This is a genomic window from Kaistia hirudinis (assembly GCF_014196455.1).
Taxonomy (GTDB): domain Bacteria; phylum Pseudomonadota; class Alphaproteobacteria; order Rhizobiales; family Kaistiaceae; genus Kaistia; species Kaistia hirudinis.
The window spans coordinates 308,716-325,605 of sequence record NZ_JACIDS010000003.1 but is presented as its reverse complement, the minus strand read 5'-3'; the positions used below and the strand labels follow the sequence as shown (position 1 = coordinate 325,605).

14 protein-coding genes are annotated in these 16,890 nt (G+C 68.1%); 6 read left to right on the top strand and 8 right to left on the bottom strand.

Features of this window, described 5'->3' with window-relative positions:
• Window positions 1-79 precede the first annotated feature (79 nt).
• Entirely contained in the window at window positions 80-1,804 is a 1,725-nt protein-coding gene (locus GGR25_RS11565; protein ID WP_183398944.1) for an MFS transporter, read from the top strand.
• A 76-nt stretch (window positions 1,805-1,880) separates the two neighbouring features.
• The gene (locus GGR25_RS11560; RefSeq protein WP_183399555.1) at window positions 1,881-2,642 is read left to right on the top strand and encodes a siderophore-interacting protein; all 762 of its coding nucleotides are present in this window, start codon (window positions 1,881-1,883) and stop codon (window positions 2,640-2,642) included.
• A gap of 16 nt (window positions 2,643-2,658) precedes the next feature.
• Here GGR25_RS11560 and GGR25_RS11555 read toward each other — a convergent pair whose 3' ends face one another.
• The 7 genes from GGR25_RS11555 to GGR25_RS11525 all read right to left on the bottom strand — a co-directional run bounded on the left by GGR25_RS11555 (window position 2,659) and on the right by GGR25_RS11525 (window position 8,213).
• Window positions 2,659-3,003: a putative quinol monooxygenase gene (locus GGR25_RS11555; RefSeq protein ID WP_183398943.1), complete on the bottom strand. Its 345-nt coding sequence runs from the start codon at window positions 3,001-3,003 to the stop codon at window positions 2,659-2,661.
• 16 nt (window positions 3,004-3,019) lie between these two features.
• Window positions 3,020-3,709 (bottom strand): D-lyxose/D-mannose family sugar isomerase, encoded by a 690-nt coding sequence (locus tag GGR25_RS11550; protein ID WP_183398942.1) that lies wholly within the window; start codon window positions 3,707-3,709, stop codon window positions 3,020-3,022.
• An 85-nt stretch (window positions 3,710-3,794) separates the two neighbouring features.
• Entirely contained in the window at window positions 3,795-4,889 is a 1,095-nt protein-coding gene (locus tag GGR25_RS11545; RefSeq protein WP_183399554.1) for a sulfate/molybdate ABC transporter ATP-binding protein, read from the bottom strand.
• Between the two features lie 10 nt (window positions 4,890-4,899).
• Window positions 4,900-5,784: a sulfate ABC transporter permease subunit CysW gene (gene cysW / locus GGR25_RS11540; RefSeq protein WP_183398941.1), complete on the bottom strand. Its 885-nt coding sequence runs from the start codon at window positions 5,782-5,784 to the stop codon at window positions 4,900-4,902.
• Window positions 5,777-6,625 carry a sulfate ABC transporter permease subunit CysT gene (gene cysT, locus GGR25_RS11535; protein ID WP_183398940.1) on the bottom strand — a complete coding sequence of 283 codons (849 nt, stop codon included), beginning with the start codon at window positions 6,623-6,625 and terminating at the stop codon, window positions 5,777-5,779. Before cysT ends, cysW begins: the two co-directional genes overlap by 8 nt.
• A 6-nt stretch (window positions 6,626-6,631) precedes the next feature.
• Window positions 6,632-7,669: a sulfate ABC transporter substrate-binding protein gene (locus GGR25_RS11530; protein WP_183398939.1), complete on the bottom strand. Its 1,038-nt coding sequence runs from the start codon at window positions 7,667-7,669 to the stop codon at window positions 6,632-6,634.
• 82 nt (window positions 7,670-7,751) lie between these two features.
• The gene (locus GGR25_RS11525; RefSeq protein ID WP_183398938.1) at window positions 7,752-8,213 is read right to left on the bottom strand and encodes an RrF2 family transcriptional regulator; all 462 of its coding nucleotides are present in this window, start codon (window positions 8,211-8,213) and stop codon (window positions 7,752-7,754) included.
• A gap of 200 nt (window positions 8,214-8,413) precedes the next feature.
• Between GGR25_RS11525 and GGR25_RS11520 the strand changes: the two genes are divergently transcribed.
• On the top strand, window positions 8,414-8,845 hold the full coding sequence (locus GGR25_RS11520) for an RbsD/FucU family protein (protein ID WP_183398937.1): 432 nt from the start codon (window positions 8,414-8,416) through the stop codon (window positions 8,843-8,845).
• A 10-nt stretch (window positions 8,846-8,855) separates the two neighbouring features.
• Here GGR25_RS11520 and GGR25_RS11515 read toward each other — a convergent pair whose 3' ends face one another.
• Window positions 8,856-9,893 (bottom strand): acetyltransferase domain-containing protein, encoded by a 1,038-nt coding sequence (locus GGR25_RS11515; RefSeq protein WP_183398936.1) that lies wholly within the window; start codon window positions 9,891-9,893, stop codon window positions 8,856-8,858.
• A gap of 86 nt (window positions 9,894-9,979) precedes the next feature.
• On the opposite strand from GGR25_RS11515, the gene GGR25_RS11510 reads away from it, so the two are divergent.
• The 3 genes from GGR25_RS11510 (at window position 9,980) to GGR25_RS11500 (ending at window position 16,888) form a co-directional block, all read left to right on the top strand.
• Window positions 9,980-10,954: an isopenicillin N synthase family dioxygenase gene (locus GGR25_RS11510; protein WP_183398935.1), complete on the top strand. Its 975-nt coding sequence runs from the start codon at window positions 9,980-9,982 to the stop codon at window positions 10,952-10,954.
• Window positions 10,955-11,049: 95 nt separating this feature from the next.
• The gene (locus tag GGR25_RS11505; RefSeq protein ID WP_183398934.1) at window positions 11,050-14,370 is read left to right on the top strand and encodes a transglutaminase family protein; all 3,321 of its coding nucleotides are present in this window, start codon (window positions 11,050-11,052) and stop codon (window positions 14,368-14,370) included.
• A 61-nt stretch (window positions 14,371-14,431) separates the two neighbouring features.
• The gene (locus tag GGR25_RS11500; protein ID WP_183399553.1) at window positions 14,432-16,888 is read left to right on the top strand and encodes a circularly permuted type 2 ATP-grasp protein; all 2,457 of its coding nucleotides are present in this window, start codon (window positions 14,432-14,434) and stop codon (window positions 16,886-16,888) included.
• Window positions 16,889-16,890 lie beyond the last annotated feature (2 nt).

Here is a 16,890-nt window from a genome sequence, read left to right as displayed (position 1 = left end):
TATTATCTCGGGATTGGCCGGCGCGGCGCGCACGGGTGTGTGCACTGCGCCGGATCTTGCGGCTCGGCGGAAGTTCACCATGGTCCACAGACACCACAAGAGCCTCGGGCCCCACTACAAGTGGCTCGTGCTCTCCAATACGACGCTCGGCATGCTCGCCGCGTCGATCAACGGCTCGATCCTGCTGATCAGCCTGCCGGCCGTGTTTCGCGGCATCGGGCTGAAGCCGCTGGAGCCGTCCAACGTCAACATTCTCCTGTGGTCGATCATGGGCTACATGGTCGCGACCTCGGTGCTGGTCGTCGCCTTCGGCCGGCTCGGCGACAGCCTCGGCCGCGCCAAGAGCTACAATGCCGGCTTCCTGATCTTCACGCTCGCCGCCGTCGCCTTGAGCCTCATGCCCGGCGACGGGCCGGGCGCGGCCTGGTACCTGATCGTCGTGCGGATCATCCAGGGCATTGGCGGCGCCATGCTGATGGCGAACTCGACCGCGCTGCTCACCGACGCCTTCCCGACGCATCAGCGCGGGCTGGCGCTCGGCATCAATACGATCGCGGCCATCGGCGGCTCCTTCATCGGCCTCGTTATCGGCGGCCTGCTCGCGGATATCGACTGGCGGCTCGTCTTCTGGATCAATGTTCCCATCGGCGTCATCGGCACGGCCTGGGCCTATTGGCGGCTCCGCGACCGGATCCCGCCGCGCCACCGCCCCGTCGACTGGCTCGGCAACGCCACCTTCGGCATCGGCCTGATCCTGGTGCTCGTCGCCATCACCGAGGGCATCCAGCCCTATGGCACCCATGCCATGGCCTGGACGAGCCCGAAGGTCGTCACGCTGCTGGCCCTCGGCATCGCGCTGCTCGTCGCCTTCCTGTTCGTCGAGCGGATGGTCGCCTTCCCGATGTTCGACCTCGCTCTGTTCCGCATCCGCGCCTTCTCGGCCGGCAATCTGGCGAGCCTCCTCGCCGCCATCGGCCGCGGCGGGCTGCAGTTCATGCTGATCATCTGGCTGCAGGGCATCTGGCTGCCGCTGCACGGCTACTCCTTCGAGGAGACGCCGCTCTGGGCCGGCATCTTCATGCTGCCGCTGACACTCGGATTCCTGGTCGCGACACCCGTCTCCGGCTATCTCTCCGACCATCACGGTGCCAGGCCCTTCGCCGTCGGCGGCATGATCATCGGCGCGATCTCCTTCGCCGCTCTGATGGAGCTGCCGCCCGATTTCTCCTATCCGCTCTTCGCGTTCCTGCTGTTCTTGAACGGCCTCGGCTCGGGCCTCTTCATCGCCCCGAACTCGACCGCAATCATGAATTCGGTCCCCGCCGCCGAGCGCGGCCAGGCCGCGGGCATGCGGGCGACGACGCTCAATTCCGGACAGGTGCTGTCGATCGGCATCTTCTTCAGCCTGATGATCGCCGGCATGACGCAGATGCTGCCCCAGGCGATGGAAACGGCGCTGCTCGCGCAGAATGTCCCGGCGGACATCGCCCGGCACGCGGCGTCGGAACCGGCCGTGGCGAGCCTCTTCGCCGCCTTCCTCGGTTACAACCCAATGGGCGAACTGGTGCCGGCCGCGGCGCTGGCGACCCTCCCGCCCGACGCCGCGGCGACGATCACCGGCAAGACCTTCTTCCCACATCTCCTGGCCGCGCCCTTCATGCACGGGCTCGTCTTCGCCTTCTCGTTCTCGATGATCCTGAATCTCCTCGCCGCCCTCGCCTCCTGGTTCGCGGGCGGGCGCTATGTGCATGACGAGGAGCCGGCCCACACCCGGGGCCGCGCGGCGGTCGCCGCGGCGGATTGAGCACCAAGGCTTGCCCGATCGATCTTTCGATAGTATCTTACGTTATATCTTATGATCTATCGGAGGCCGAATGGCCATGGACACACCGAACCCTGAGCGCCACGCGGTCCGCCGCGTGCGCCACGAGATCCGGCGGCGGCAACTGACGGTGCAGGCGATCGAGGACGTAACGCCGCGCATGCGGCGCATCACCTTCACCGCCGACACGATGGAGGGCTTCGCCAGCCTCGCGCCGGACGACCACATCAAGCTGTTCTTCGCCGACGAAAGCGGGCCGCAGATGCGCGATTTCACGCCGCGCCGCTTCGATGTCGCCGCCGGCACGCTGGTGATCGATTTCGCGCTGCACGAGGCCGGCCCCGCCACCGCCTTCGCTGCCGGCGCCCGCATCGGCGACACGCTCGATATCGGCGGGCCGCGCGGCTCGGCCGTCGTCGCCGACGATTTCGACTGGCTCTGGCTGATCGGCGACGAGACGGCGCTCCCGGCCATCGGCCGCTGGCTCGAGGAGACCCGCCCCGGCCTGCCGGTCCTGACCGCGGCCGTGGTCGCCGATGCCGGCGAGCGCCAGACGATCGAGACGAAGGCGGACTGGACGGCGCTGTGGAGCTTGCGCAGCGAATCCGGCCCCGACGATGCGGCGGCGCTGATCGCCCTCCTCGCCGGACAGTACTTCCCGCCCGGCGACGGATTCATCTTCGTAGCGGCCGAGAGCAGCGTGGCGCGGGCGATCCGCCGCTACCTCACCGAGGAGCGCGGCCATCCCAAGGCGTGGATGAAGGCGGCCGGCTACTGGAAGCGCGGCGAAGCGGACGCACATGAGCGGATCGAGGACTGACGCAGGGAAAATCCGCTCAGCCGCCTTTCAAGCCGAGACAGATCGGATCCGTCTCGACGAGACGGAGCGAACGGACCATGCCTGCGGTCAAAGTCTTATATTTGAGAAAGTGCGGCGTCGTCAGGTGGGCCTCATAGGCCTGCCGGTCCGCATAGATCTCAAGGATGCGGATGTGTGCAGGCAGTCCCTTTATCGACACGGCGAGAAGGGAGAGAACGCCGGCCTCCAGCCGAACCGACGCCTCTATCTCCTCCGCGAGCAGCGCCTTGTAGTCGTCGAGGCAGTCCGGATCGATCTCGATTTCAGCGATCCTGACGATACGTCCATCGTCTTCGCCCTGCGCCGCTCGCCCGTTCGACATCTGCCGACGCCCGGCCTCAGCCCTTGAGGCGCGTGCCGTAGTCCGCGACGAGGAGATGCATCGGCTCCTCGTCCTCCTCGATCTGCGCGAAGCGCCCGATCGGCTCGGCGAAGACATTGTCGGTCAGGTCGTCATTGACCGTCGAGACCTCGCCGATCAGCACGTCGGCGCCCTCGCCCCAGAAGGCGTGCCAGACGCCCGGCAGCAGCGTCACGCTCTCGCCGGGATCGAGCTTGAGCAGGCCTCCGGCGGGCAGGCGGCGCAACACGCCGTCGGTCGGCACGGTGACCTCGGCCTCGCGGTCGATATTGCCCTCGGCATCCGGCATGAACAGTTCGAGCACCAGCGAGCCGCCGCCGCGATTGATGATGTCTTCCGCCTTGATGTTGTGGCGGTGCATCGGCGAGAGCTGGTCCTTGCGCGAGATCATGATCTTCTCGGCATAGAGCATGCCCCGCCCGGTCGAGAGGTCGGCGGCGCGGCCGTTGCGGACGGTGAAGAGAAAGAGCCCGAGTTCGTCGAACTTCTCCTTGCCGTAATCCGTGATGTCCCAGCCGAGGCGGGCCTCGACGATGCCGCCGGCTTCGGCGCGGCGGCGCTGGAATTCCTCCGGCGTCCAATAGGCAAAGGGCGGCAGCAGGAAACCGAAGGAACGGATGAAGGAATCCGCCTCCTGCATGATCTCGTTCACGCGCGAGCGCTTCATCGTCTTTCCTCCACAACGCGGCCGGTATCATGGCCAGACGGGGGACACTAAGCGCAAGCCGCGCGCGCGGGAAGAGGCCGTCCGTTCAACGCGGCGGGAAGATCCGCCAGCGCTCCGGGCGGAAGGCGATGCGGCCGCCCTCGGGGCGCGGCGCGCCGACTTCGACGTCGATCTCGGCGCGGTGGTGCTCGCGGCCGACCTCCAGCTCCAGCCGGCGGCGGGCGCCGTGGCGCCGCTCCGCGATGATGCGGCCGCGCAGCGCGGGACCGTCGTCCTCGACCAGCACCACGTCATGCGGGCGGAAGCCGAGCGTCGCGGGTCCAGCCGCCGCGCCGGGCGCCGAAAGCCCCGTGGGCACGCCGTCGAGCACGGCGGCTCCGTCCGCGACCGTCACCGGCAGCAGCGAGGATTCGCCAATGAAGCCGAAGACGAAGGGGCTCGCGGGCGAATCATAGATGTCGTCGGCCGAGCCGACCTGCTCGATCCGCCCCTTCGACATCACGACGACGCGGTCGGCAAGCTCCAGCGCTTCTTCCTGATCATGAGTCACGAAGAAGGTCGTGTGGCCGGTGCGGTCATGGATCTCGCGCAGCCAGCGACGGAGATCCTTGCGCACCTGAGCATCGAGCGCGCCGAAGGGCTCGTCGAGTAGCAGCACGCGCGGCTCGATGGCAAGCGCACGGGCGAGCGCCACGCGCTGGCGCTGGCCGCCCGAAAGCTGGGTGGGATAGCGCTTGTCGAGGCCGTTGAGCTGCACCAGGTCGATCAGGCCGAGCACGCGGCGGCGGATATCGGCCTTGGACGGGCGCTGCGCGCGCGGGCGCACCGTCAGCCCGAAGGCGATGTTGTCGAACACCGTCATGTGGCGGAACAGCGCGTAATGCTGGAACACGAAGCCGATATTGCGGTCCTGCACGGCGAGACCGAGCGCGTCCTCGCCGCCGAACAGCACGCGCCCCGCGGTCGGCGCGTCGAGCCCGGCGAGGATGCGCAGCAGCGTGGTCTTGCCCGAGCCGGAGGGGCCGAGCAGCGCGACGAGTTCGCCCGCCTTGACGTCGAGCGAGACGCCGTGCAGGGCCGGCGTGTCGTCGAAGGCCTTCACCACATTTTCGATCGTGACGTCGACCGGCTCGCCGAGCGCGACGGAGCCTTCGCTGTCGATGGAGGCGAGCGCGTTCATCTCGTGGACCTCAATGGCGGCGGGTCGCGGCGATCTCGTCGGCATAACGCCATTCCAAGACCGACTTGACGATGAGTGTAAAGAGGGCGAGCAGGGCGAGCAGCGACGCGACCGCGAATGCGGCGCCGTAGTTGTACTCGTTGTAGAGGATCTCGACCTGCAGCGGCATGGTGTTGGTCTTGCCGCGAATATGGCCGGAAACGACCGACACGGCGCCGAATTCGCCCATCGCGCGGGCGTTGCAGAGGAGCACGCCGTAGAGCAGCGCCCATTTCACATTGGGCAGCGCGACGCGGAAGAAGGTCTTGAGACCGCTGGCGCCGAGCGACAGCGCCGCCTCCTCGTCCTGCGACCCCTGCGCCTGCATGATCGGGATCAGCTCGCGCGCGATGAACGGAAACGTCACGAAGATCGTGGCCAGCACGATGCCCGGCACGGCGAAGATGATCTTGATACCGTGATCGGCGAGGACCGGTCCGATATAGCCCTGCGCGCCGAACATCAGCACATAGATGAGACCGGAGGTGACCGGCGAGATCGAGAAGGGCAGGTCGATCAGCGTGATCAGCAGGCTCTTGCCCTTGAATTCGTATTTGGCGATCGCCCAGGCCGCGGCGACGCCGAAGACGAGGTTCGCCGGCACGGAGAAGGCCGCAACCAGCAGCGTCAGGCGGATCGCCGACGCCGTCTCGCGCTCGGTCACCGCGCGGAGGAACGCCGAAAAGCCGGCCCGGAACGCCTCGTAGAAGACCGAGATCAGCGGCAGAAACAGGAAGATCGCCAGGAAGGCGATCGCGACCAGCACGAGCACGATGCGGACGACACGCCGTTCCGTCGCCGGCGAGACGAAGGCGCGCGGCGCGGCGACCGGCGCTCCATGCGTCACGTCAGTCATGACCGAGCCTCCTTCGGCTCCAGGCCTGCAGCAGGTTGATCGCGAGCAGGATGACGAAGGACAGCGCCAGCATTACCGTCGCGATCGCCGTTGCAGCGGCATAATTGAACTCGGTCAGGCGGATGACGATCAGCAGCGGCGCGATCTCCGAGACATAGGGGATGTTGCCCGCGATGAAGATCACGGAGCCGTATTCGCCGACGGCGCGGGCGAAGGCGAGGGCGAACCCCGTCAGGAGAGCCGGCGCCAGCGTCGGCAGCACGATGCGGACGACCGTCTGCAGACGGTTCGCGCCGAGCGTTGCCGCCATTTCCTCGACCTCGCGGTCCATATCCTCCAGCACGGGCTGCACGGTGCGCACGATGAAGGGCAGGCCGATGAAGACGAGCGCGATGAAGATGCCGATCGGCGTATAGGCGATCTTGACCCCCGCCTCGGCGGCATAGCGGCCGATCCAGCCATTCGGCGCATAGATCGCCGTCAGAGCGATGCCGGCCACCGCCGTCGGGAGCGCGAAGGGCAGGTCGACCATGGCGTCGATGATGCGCTTGCCGGGAAATTCGTAGCGCACGAGCACCCAGGCGACGAGGAGGCCAAAGACGGCGTTCATCGCCGCAGCCGCCGCCGACGCGCCGAAGGAGAGGCGGAGCGCCGCCAGGGTGCGCGGATCGGTGGCGAGGCTCCAGAATTCCGGCCAGCCCATGCTCGCCGTCTTGACGACCAGACCGGCCAGCGGAACGAGGACGATCAGCGACAGATAGGCCACGGCAAAGCCGAGCGTCAGCCCGAACCCGGGGAGAACGCTCGGCTTGCGGAAGGCGAAGGCGGTGGCGCGCGCCATCTCGTCCTATTTCGCCGGCTTGTAGATCTGGTCGAACACGCCGCCATCAGCGAAGTGCGCGGGCTGCGCCTTGGCCCAGCCGCCGAACTGCGGATCGTCGATCGTCACCAGCTTCACATCCGCGAACTGCTTGAGATCCGCCGGATCGGCCGCGGCCGGGTTGGTCGGACGGTAGCCATTATGCGCGATGATCTTCTGCGCGGGGTCGCTGTAGAGATATTCGAGATAGGCCTCGGCGACCTTGGTGGTGCCCTTCTTCTCGGTATTGCCCGAGACGAGCGCGACGGGCGGCTCGGCCTTGATCGAGATCGACGGCACGACGATCTCGAACTGATCGGGTCCGAGCTCCTTCAGCGCCAGGAAGGCCTCGTTCTCCCAGGAGAGGAGCACGTCGCCAATGCCGCGCTGGACGAAGGTCGTGGTCGAACCGCGGGCACCCGAATCGAGCACCGGAACGTGCTGGAACAGCGTGCCGACGAACTCGCGCACCTTGGCCTCGTCGCCGCCGAACTTCTCGTTCGCATAGGCCCAAGCGGCGAGATAGTTCCAGCGGGCACCGCCCGAGGTCTTGGGATTGGGGGTGATGACCTCGACGCCGTCCTTAATCAGGTCGCCCCAGTCCTTGATACCCTTGGGATTGCCCTTGCGGACCAGGAAGACGATCGTCGACGTGTAGGGCGTCGCATTGTCGGGGAGCTTCTTCGCCCAGTCGGCGGGGATTTTGCCGCTCTTCTTGGCGATGGCGTCGATGTCGCTGGCGAGCGCCAGCGTGACCACGTCCGCCTCGAGGCCGTCGATCACGGCGCGCGCCTGCGCACCGGAGCCGCCATGCGACTGCTCGATCGTCACGTCCTCGCCGGTCTTCTCTTTCCAATAGGCCGCGAAGGCCTCGTCATAGGCCTTGTAGAGCTCGCGGGTCGGATCGTAGCTCACATTGAGGATCGTCGTATCGGCGAAAGCCGGGACCGAACCGGCCGCTACGGCCAGCATCATCGCTGCGGCGATACTGCCGCGACGCAACCAGGACGTCCTTATCGTGACCATGCGCTGCCTCCTCGAGCCGAAACTCCATCTATCTCGACATGAGCAGTCGACAAATTCAAACTACGGAGCGCCGTATCGACCCCTATAGGCTAGAAAATCCTTCCTGCGCAGCGCTCGTTCCTGAAATGTCATCGTGATCGAGCGCATCCGCAAGGGTCGTCGCATCGAACAGCAGCAGCTGCGCGGCATAGGTCCCGGCGAACATGCGCCGCACGCCGCAATTCGCCTCGTCAGGACAATCGGCGCAGGGCTGGTAGGCGGTGCGCGAGATGCAGGAGAGCGGCGCGATCGGGCCGTCGATCGCCCGGAGCACCTGGCCGATCGTGATTTCCTCCGGCGGCTTGATCAGGACATAGCCGCCGAGACGGCCGCGCCGGCTGGCGATCAGGCCGCGATGCTTCAGCTCCAGCAGGATGTGTTCGAGGAACTTGCGCGGGACGCCAGCCTCGCGCGCGATCCCGTCGATCTGCACCGTCGCGCCCCGTGGCTGCGCGGCCAGATGGATGAGCGCCTTGAACGCATATTTGGCCTTCTGCGAGATCATCGGCGGTCCGGTCGGCTGCGGGGCAGGCGGTCCAGCATTTCACAGCGGCTCGGCGCGCGGCAAGGGAAACCGCCACGGCATGGCCATGAGCCCGCCTTGGCGGTTGACGGACAAGCCGTTTCCCGGTCCCATCCGCCTCGCATGGCGGTCGCCCCGATCGCCCCAGGGAGAGCGGCGCATGGCCGCCGGAGGAAACACTCATGCTGCGCGGTATCGATCCGATCCTCGGTCCGGATCTCCTGTTCACGCTCCGGGCGATGGGCCATGGCGACGAGATCGTCGTGGTCGACGCCAATTTCCCGGCCCTCGCCATGGCGAAGCGGCTGGTGCGGCTCGACGGGCACGACGCCGTCCGCGTCACCGACGCCATCCTGTCGCTGATGCCGCTCGACCGCTTCGCGCCGCATGAGACCGCGATCCGCATGCAGGTGGTCGACGATCCCCATGCCGAGCCGCCGGTCTGTGCGCTGTTCCAGGAGGTCATGGACCGGCGCGACCCCGGCTACAAGCTCGCCAAGCTCGAGCGCTTCGCCTTCTACGAGCGCGCGAAAGCCGCCTTCGCCATCGTGGCGACGGGCGAGCGGCGGCTCTACGGCAATGTGATCCTCAAGAAGGGCGTGATCGATCCCTGATCGCGACCGCTCATGGGGATGGCGCGGCGCTCGCCGGCGCATCGCTTGGCGGTACGTCGGCTGGCGGCGCATCGGCTGGCGGCTCGTCGCCGAGCGCGCGCAATGACTTGGCCTGGCAGGTCAGGAACGAATCGCGCAGCGTCGCCATCTGGATCGGGGTCAGGCTGTTCGTCAGATAGGCGGGCATCAGCCCTTCGGTCTTGATCGTGTCGAAGGCACAGCCGCAATAGGCGGTGCACTCGCCGGCATCAAAGCCCTGCGCCATGCAGCTGTCGCGGCAATCGGCCCGCTCCGCCATCTCCGCCGTGTCCGGCAGGACGACATGGGCGATGAGGAAGAAGAAGCCGAACAGGATCGGCTGGTGCACGAGATAGACGAGAAGGCTGTGCCGGCCGCCGAGCGCCAGCACGCGGCCGGGCCAATGGCGCGGCGTCCAAGCGGCGAGGCGCCGGTCGAGTCCGAACTGGAGGCCGAGGCGCCCGGCGAGGACGCCGGCCAGCACGATCCCGAACCAGGGAAACACCGGCACATAGTCGAAGGAGGGCGGCGGCAGCGGCGCGAGGCCGACCCACCACAGCGCCGGCGTCGCGAAGATCTCGGCGCGGAAGAGGTGCGGCAGCACCAGGAAGAACGCCGAGGCCGCGGCGATTGCGAGCGCAGGCGCGCGGAGGAACGGCAGCGCCAGCACGCCGGCGAGTGCGATCTGATGCAGGATGCCGAAGAACACCCAGCCCTGCGGCATCACGAACCAGGTGGCCGCCGATACCAGCACCGCGGCAGCCGCGACCAACGCGAGGCGGCGGAAATAGGCTTTGAGCCGGATTCCGTTCCGCGTCGCGAGCACCAGGCTGATGCCGGAGACGGCGAGGAAGGTTCCCGCGATCAGGCGCGCGAACAGCGTCCAGCCGAATGATTCGCCGGGATCGAAGCGCACGAGGCGCAGGAACGACACGTCCCAGGCGCCGTGAAAGATGGCCATCGCGACCAGCGCGACGCCCCGGACAGCGTCGAGAAGGGCGATGCGCCGCGGCGCTTCTGCCTCGTTCATGTGCACGCCCTGAAGATTGGCAGTTCCCATCCGCGCGCCGTCCCCATAGTCTTCATCGCGACTGCCAGCCAAGAGACGGTGCCTTCATGTCGATCATACCGATCATCGATCTTTCCGACAGCCGCGGCGACGCAGCGGTCGGTGAAGCGATCGGTCGTACCTGCCGCGAGACCGGCTTCTTCCTCATCACGGGACATGGCGCCGACCAGGGCGTCGTCGACACCGGCTGGCGCGCCACCCGCGCCTTCTTCGACCGCCCCGTCGAGGAGAAGCTGACGGCGGTCATGCCCTATCCGGGCTATCCCTATGGCTACAGTCCGGTCAAGGGGGAGACGCTGGCCGCCTCGCTCGGCGAGGTGAAGCCGGCCGATCTCAAGGAGACCTTCTCCTTCGGCCCGTCCGCCTTCCAGCGCCTCGACCACAAGCCCGCAGACGACGCCGAGGCCTTCGTGTTCTCGGCCAATCCCTGGCCGATCGGCGGCGACGATTTCCGCCTCGCCGTCATGGCCTATTGGCGGGAGATGTCGCAGCTGGCAGGCCGGATCATGCGCTTCTTCGCCCTCGCGCTCGACCTGCCGCCGGATCATTTCGCCCGCTTCATCGACCATGAGGCGAGTGCGCTGCGCCTTTTGAACTATCCCGACGTGGTCGAGGAGCCGCTGCCGGGACAGCTCCGCGCCGGCGAGCATTCCGACTATGGCTCGCTGACGATCCTCTGCCAGGAGGATTCGCCCGGCGGCCTCGAAGTGAAGGGCCTCGACGGCGCCTGGCATCCCGTTCCGGCCGTGCCGGGCAGCTTCGTGATCAATATCGGCGATCTGATGCAGCGCTGGACCAACGACCAGTGGAAATCGACGCTGCATCGCGTCGTCGTACCGCCGAAGGGCCTTTCCCGCAGCGCCCGCCGCCAGTCCATCGCCTTCTTCCACCAGCCGAACTGGGACGCCGAGATCGCCTGCATCCCGACCTGCCTCGCGCCCGGCGAGAGCGCCAAATATCCCCCGGTCGGCTCGGGCGAATATCTCGCCTCGAAGTTCCGCTCGACGGTGGTGAAGGCATGACGGCGCCGGGCTTTGCGTGCCCCCGCACGAACGTTACCGTGAATTGCCATCGGTCGCCCGAAGACGGCCGCTACTTTCTGGAGTCGTGAGAGCTGATGTCGATCCTCGCCGCGCTACGCCACGTCACCAGCTATCGCTACGACAAGCCCGTGGCGCTCGGGCCGCAGGTCATCCGCCTGCGGCCGGCGCCGCATTGCCGCACGAAGGTTCCGAGCTACTCGCTCAAGGTCAAGCCGGAGAACCACTTCGTCAACTGGCAGCAGGACCCGCACGGCAACTGGCAGGCACGCTTCGTCTTCCCGGAGCCGACGCTCGAATTCTCGATCGAGGTCGACCTGCTCGCCGAGCTTGAGGTCTATAATCCGTTCGACTTCTTCATCGAGCCCTATGCCGAGCAGTTCCCGTTCACCTATGAGCCGGCGCTGGCCGAGGAACTCGCCGCCTATCTGGCGCCCGAGCCGGCGGGTCCGCTGCTCGAGGCCTTCGTCGCCTCGATCCCGCGCGAGCCGCTGCAGACCGTGGATTTCCTCGTCGCGATCAACCAGCGCCTCCAGGGCGACATCAGCTATCTGATCCGCATGGAGCCGGGCGTGCAGACGCCCGAGGAGACGCTCGCCAATGCGTCGGGCTCGTGCCGCGATACGGGCTGGCTGCTGGTGCAGGCGCTGCGCCATCTCGGCCTCGCCGCGCGCTTCGTGTCGGGCTATCTGATCCAGCTGAAACCCGACATCGCCGCGCTCGACGGTCCGTCCGGAACGGATGTCGACTTCACCGACCTGCACGCCTGGGCCGAGGTCTATATTCCCGGCGCCGGCTGGGTCGGCCTCGATCCGACGTCGGGCCTCTTCACCGGCGAGGGTCACCTTCCCCTCTCCGCCACGCCGCATTATCGCTCCGCCGCGCCGATTTCCGGCGCCTTCACGGCCCAGCCCGGCACGGAGACCGCCTTCGCGTTCGAGATGCGGGTCGACCGCGTCGCCGAGCGGCCGCGCGTCACGCTGCCCTTCTCCGACGAGAGCTGGGCGGCCCTCGATGCGCTCGGCCAGAAGGTCGATGCCGAGATGGCGGCCAACGACGTGCGCCTCACCATGGGCGGCGAGCCGACCTTCGTCTCGATCGACGACTACCAGTCGGCCGAATGGAACACGGCCGCGGTCGGGCCGACCAAGCGCCAGCGTGCGGACGAACTGATCCGGCGCCTCCGCGATCGCTTCGCGCCCGGCGGCTTCCTGCATTACGGGCAGGGCAAATGGTATCCGGGCGAAAGCCTGCCGCGCTGGACCTTCGCGCTCTACTGGCGCAAGGACGGCAAGCCGATCTGGAGCGATCCGGAGCTGATCGCCCGCGAGGCGCAGCCGCAGGGCGCGACCGCCGAGCAGGCCGGCGCGCTGCTGACCGACCTCACCGCCCGCCTCGGCATCCCGGAAGATTATGTCGTTCCCGCCTTCGAGGATCCCGCGCACTGGATCCTCAAGGAGGCCGAGCTTCCCGAGAACGTGACGACCAGCGATTCGAAGCTCGACGATGCCGAGGCGCGGGCCCGCATCGCCCGGGTGTTCGAGCGCGGGCTCGGTAATCCGTCCGGCTATATCCTGCCGGTCCAGCGCTGGCAGGCGCGGGCCGCCCGGCGCTGGGCGTCCGAGAAATGGCCGCTGCGCCGGGGCAAGATGTTCCTCGTGCCGGGCGACAGCCCGATTGGCTTCCGCCTGCCGCTGGCCTCGCTGCCCTATGTGCCGGCGACGTCCTATCCCTTCATCATCCAAGCCGATCCCGGCTCGATCAACGCGCCGCTGCCCGATCCCGACGCGCTCGCGCAAGCCGTCGCGCGGCGGGACGCCGAGGCGCTCGATGCCGACCGCGAGGCGCTGGTCCAGCAATATTTCACCGGTGGCCGGGCGGTGCGCACGGCGATCGCGATCGAGCCGCGCGACGGGCGGCTCTGCGTGTTCATGCCCCCGACCGAGCGGCTCGAGGATTATCTCGAGCTGATCGCCTCGGTCGAGGCGAGCGCCAAGGCGCTCGGCCTTCGTGTGCATATCGAGGGCTATCCGCCGCCGATCGATCCGCGGCTCGACGTGATCAAGGTGACGCCGGATCCCGGCGTCATCGAGGTCAACATCCATCCCTCGGCCGACTGGACGCAGTGCGTCGCCACCACGCGCGATCTCTATGAGGAAGCGCGGCTCTCGCGGCTCGGCACCGAGAAATTCATGACCGACGGGCGCCACACCGGCACCGGCGGCGGCAATCATGTGGTGGTCGGCGGCGCGCATCCGTCCGACAGCCCGTTCCTGCGCCGCCCGGACCTCCTGAAGAGCCTCGTGCTCTACTGGCAGCGCCATCCCTCGCTGTCCTACCTGTTCTCCGGCCTGTTCATCGGACCGACGAGCCAGGCGCCGCGGATCGACGAGGCGCGGCACGATTCGCTCTATGAGCTCGAGATCGCGATGGCGAAGGTGTCGCCGCCCGGCTGGGGCGCGCCGCCGCCGCCCTGGCTGGTCGACCGCCTGTTCCGCAATCTGCTCGTTGACGTCACCGGCAACACACACCGCGCCGAGATCTGCATCGACAAGCTCTATTCGCCCGACGGGCCGACGGGCCGGCTCGGCCTCGTCGAGTTCCGCTCCTTCGAGATGCCGCCGGATTATCGCATGAGCCTTGCACAGCAATTGCTGCTGCGGGCGCTGATCTCATGGTTCTGGAAGGCGCCGCAGCAGGGTTCGCTGATGCGCTGGGGCACGCAGCTGCATGACCGCTTCATGCTGCCGCATTTCGTCTGGGCCGATTTCCTCGACGTGCTCGGCGACCTTCGCGCCGCCGGCTATGATTTCGACCCGCTTTGGTTCGAGGCGCAGCGCGAGTTCCGCTTCCCCTTCTTCGGTGCCATCGAGCACCAGGGCGTGCGGATGGAACTGCGCCAGGCGCTGGAGCCCTGGCATGTGCTGGGCGAGGAAGGCGCGGTCGGCGGCACGGTGCGCTATGTCGATTCCTCCGTCGAACGGATCGAGGCGAAGGCGATCGGCTTCGATCCGCGCCGCCACGTCATTTCGTGCAATGGACGCCGCCTGCCGCTGACCTCGACGGGAACCGTCGGCAGCTATGTCGCCGGCGTGCGCTTCAAGGCCTGGCAGCCGGCCTCGGGGCTCCATCCCACGATCCCGGTGCATGCGCCGCTCACCTTCGACATCGTCGATGCGTGGTCCAGCCGGTCGATCGGCGGCTGCGTCTACCATGTCGCGCATCCGGGCGGGCGGAACTACGAGACCTTCCCGGTCAATTCCTACGAGGCGGAGGCACGCCGCCTCGCCCGCTTCGAGGCGATGGGCCATACCGGCGGCAGCTTCCTGCCGCCGGCCGAGACGCCCTCGGCGGAGTTGCCGATGACGCTCGACCTCCGCCGTCCGGCAGGGCTCTAGGAATGACACCGTGACCCGCAGGGAACCCGCGCGCAGCCGCCGCACCGCCGCCGAACGGGCGATGCGGCTGGTCGCGAACTATCGCCCCATCCCCGGGGCGGCGGATGAGCTCATCGGCAATGACGGCAAGATGCGGCCGCACTGGGTCCGCTTCGTCGAGACCATGGCGGAGCTCGGCCCGCGCGAGGTGGCGCATCGCTTCCATCTCGCCGATCGGCATCTGGCCGATTCCGGCGTGGTGCTGCGCGTCTATGGCGACGACAATGGCGACGAGCGCGCCTGGCCGCTGTCCCATATCCCCTTCCTGATCGCGGCAGAGGAGTGGAAGAAGCTCGAGGCGGGGCTGATCCAGCGCGCGCGCCTGCTCGACGCGGTGCTGGCGGACGCCTATGGCGAGGGGCATCTCGCCCGCGACGGCGCGCTCCCCGCCGCCATCATCGCGGGAAGCCCCGAATTCCTGCGCCCGCTGGTCGGCTCCAAGCCGGTCGGCGACCATCATCTGCGGATCTATGCCGTCGATGTCGGCCGCGGGCCCGACGGGCGCTGGTGGGTGCTGTCCGATCGCACGCAGGCGCCCTCCGGCGCCGGCTATGCGCTCGAAAACCGTATCGCGCTGTCGCAGGCCCTGCCCGACGTCTATCGCGCCTTCAATGTCGAGCGGCTTGCCGGCTTCTTCCAGGCGTTCCGCGCCGGGCTCAACGCGCTCAACCGGCACGAGGAGACGCGCGTCGCGCTGCTGACGCCGGGCCCGCTCAACGAGACCTATTTCGAGCACGCCTATCTCGCGCGTTATCTCGGCTTCGTGCTGGTCGAGGGCGGTGATCTGACCGTGCGCGACGACACCGTCTATATGCGGACCATATCCGGGCTGAAGCGCGCCGACGTGCTGCTGCGGCGCCTCGATTCCGACTTCGCCGACCCACTCGAATTCAATCCCGCCTCGCGGCTCGGCGTGCCTGGCCTCGCCGGGGCGGTGCGCCAGCGCAATGTCGCCATCGCCAATGCGCTCGGATCGGGCGTCGTGGAAGCGCGCGCCATGCTCGGCTTCCTGCCGGGCCTTGCGCGCCGCGTGCTCGGCGAGGAGCTGCTCCTGCCCAATGTCGCCACCTGGTGGTGCGGCCAGACGATGGAGCGCGACCATGTCATCGAGAATTTCGACCGCATGGTGATCGCGCCGGCGCTGGGCGCCACGCTGCCCGGCATTCTGGCGCGCGGCCCGGTGCTCGGCAGCGCGCTCTCGCCCGAGGAGCGCAGCGAGCTGATCCATGCCATCGGCCGGCGCGGCTCCGACTATGTCGGCCAGGAAGTCGTGCGCCTTTCGACGACGCCGGTCTGGCGCGGCGAGGGCGAAAACGCGCATCTCGAACCCCGGCCGTCGATCCTGCGGCTCTATGTCGCTCGCAGCGCCGAAGGCTGGACCGTCATGCCCGGCGGCTTCTGCCGCATCTCGGATCGTCCCGACGCGCGCGCGGTGACGCTGCAGCAGGGCGGCGTCTCGGCCGATGTCTGGGTGCTCTCCGATCGGCCGGTCGCGGAGACGACGCTGCTCTCCTCGCCGGACAGCGTGGCGCTGCGCCGCACGACGCTGACCCTGCCAAGCCGGGCCGGCGAGAACCTCTTCTGGCTCGGGCGCTATCTGGAGCGCACAGAGGCGGCGCTTCGCATCGTCCGCGCGATCGCCGGCCGGCTGGTCGAGGCCGAGGGCAACGGCTCCTCTGTCATGACGCGGCTCGTCGGCACGCTCGTCGCCTCGGGCGCGGCCGTCGCCGAACGCGGTCCGACGCAGCCGGCGGGGCTCGCCTTCGCCGCGCTCACCGATCGCACGAGCTTCAATACGGTTCCCCGCCTCGCCGAGGCCTCGCGCCGCGCCGCCTCGGTGATTCGCGACCGCCTGTCGCCAGATGCCTGGCGCGCCGTCGCCGATCTCGAAACCTTCACGCAGCGCCCGCTGCATGGGCGGACCGGCAGCGACATGCTGGAACGCGCCAATGAGGCGCTGCGGCTGATCGCGGCCTTCTCCGGCCTCGCGCAGGAGAACATGGTACGCCAGCATGGCTGGCGGTTCATGGAGCTCGGCCGCCGCATCGATCGTGGCCTCGCGATCGCCCGCGCGGCGCGCATGTGCGGCTTCGACGCCCGGCCCGGCGACCTCGACGCCCTGCTGGAACTCGCCGACAGCCAGATCACCTACCGCATCCGCTATGTGATGCAGGCGGTGCGCGTTCCCGTGCTCGACCTCGTGCTGCTCGACAGCTCCAATCCGCGCGCCCTCGCCTTCCAGGCCGACCGGATCCGCAGGGCGCTCTCCGAACTGCCGGCCCATGCGCCGGCCGGCATGCTGGCGCCGGCGGACCGCCTCGCCTCGCGCCTCTTCGCCGAACTGGAGACCGGCGACGCCGCCACGCTGACGACCAATGCGATCTTTGCGCATGAGCAGACGCTGATGCGTATTTCCGACGAAATCGCCCTCGCTTATTTCACGCACCGCGCGCCACCCGGCGAAGCGAGCGGGGACTGATC

Bases quoted from the DNA above. Each gene is read 5' to 3' on its own strand.
- GGR25_RS11565 (WP_183398944.1), top strand. From the start codon at position 80: ATGGTCCACAGACACCACAAGAGCCTCGGGCCCCACTACAAGTGGCTC.
- GGR25_RS11560 (WP_183399555.1), top strand. From the start codon at position 1,881: ATGGACACACCGAACCCTGAGCGCCACGCGGTCCGCCGCGTGCGCCAC.
- GGR25_RS11555 (WP_183398943.1), bottom strand. From the start codon at position 3,003: ATGTCGAACGGGCGAGCGGCGCAGGGCGAAGACGATGGACGTATCGTC.
- GGR25_RS11550 (WP_183398942.1), bottom strand. From the start codon at position 3,709: ATGAAGCGCTCGCGCGTGAACGAGATCATGCAGGAGGCGGATTCCTTC.
- GGR25_RS11545 (WP_183399554.1), bottom strand. From the start codon at position 4,889: ATGAACGCGCTCGCCTCCATCGACAGCGAAGGCTCCGTCGCGCTCGGC.
- cysW (WP_183398941.1), bottom strand. From the start codon at position 5,784: ATGACTGACGTGACGCATGGAGCGCCGGTCGCCGCGCCGCGCGCCTTC.
- cysT (WP_183398940.1), bottom strand. From the start codon at position 6,625: ATGGCGCGCGCCACCGCCTTCGCCTTCCGCAAGCCGAGCGTTCTCCCC.
- GGR25_RS11530 (WP_183398939.1), bottom strand. From the start codon at position 7,669: ATGGTCACGATAAGGACGTCCTGGTTGCGTCGCGGCAGTATCGCCGCA.
- GGR25_RS11525 (WP_183398938.1), bottom strand. From the start codon at position 8,213: ATGATCTCGCAGAAGGCCAAATATGCGTTCAAGGCGCTCATCCATCTG.
- GGR25_RS11520 (WP_183398937.1), top strand. From the start codon at position 8,414: ATGCTGCGCGGTATCGATCCGATCCTCGGTCCGGATCTCCTGTTCACG.
- GGR25_RS11515 (WP_183398936.1), bottom strand. From the start codon at position 9,893: ATGAACGAGGCAGAAGCGCCGCGGCGCATCGCCCTTCTCGACGCTGTC.
- GGR25_RS11510 (WP_183398935.1), top strand. From the start codon at position 9,980: ATGTCGATCATACCGATCATCGATCTTTCCGACAGCCGCGGCGACGCA.
- GGR25_RS11505 (WP_183398934.1), top strand. From the start codon at position 11,050: ATGTCGATCCTCGCCGCGCTACGCCACGTCACCAGCTATCGCTACGAC.
- GGR25_RS11500 (WP_183399553.1), top strand. From the start codon at position 14,432: ATGCGGCTGGTCGCGAACTATCGCCCCATCCCCGGGGCGGCGGATGAG.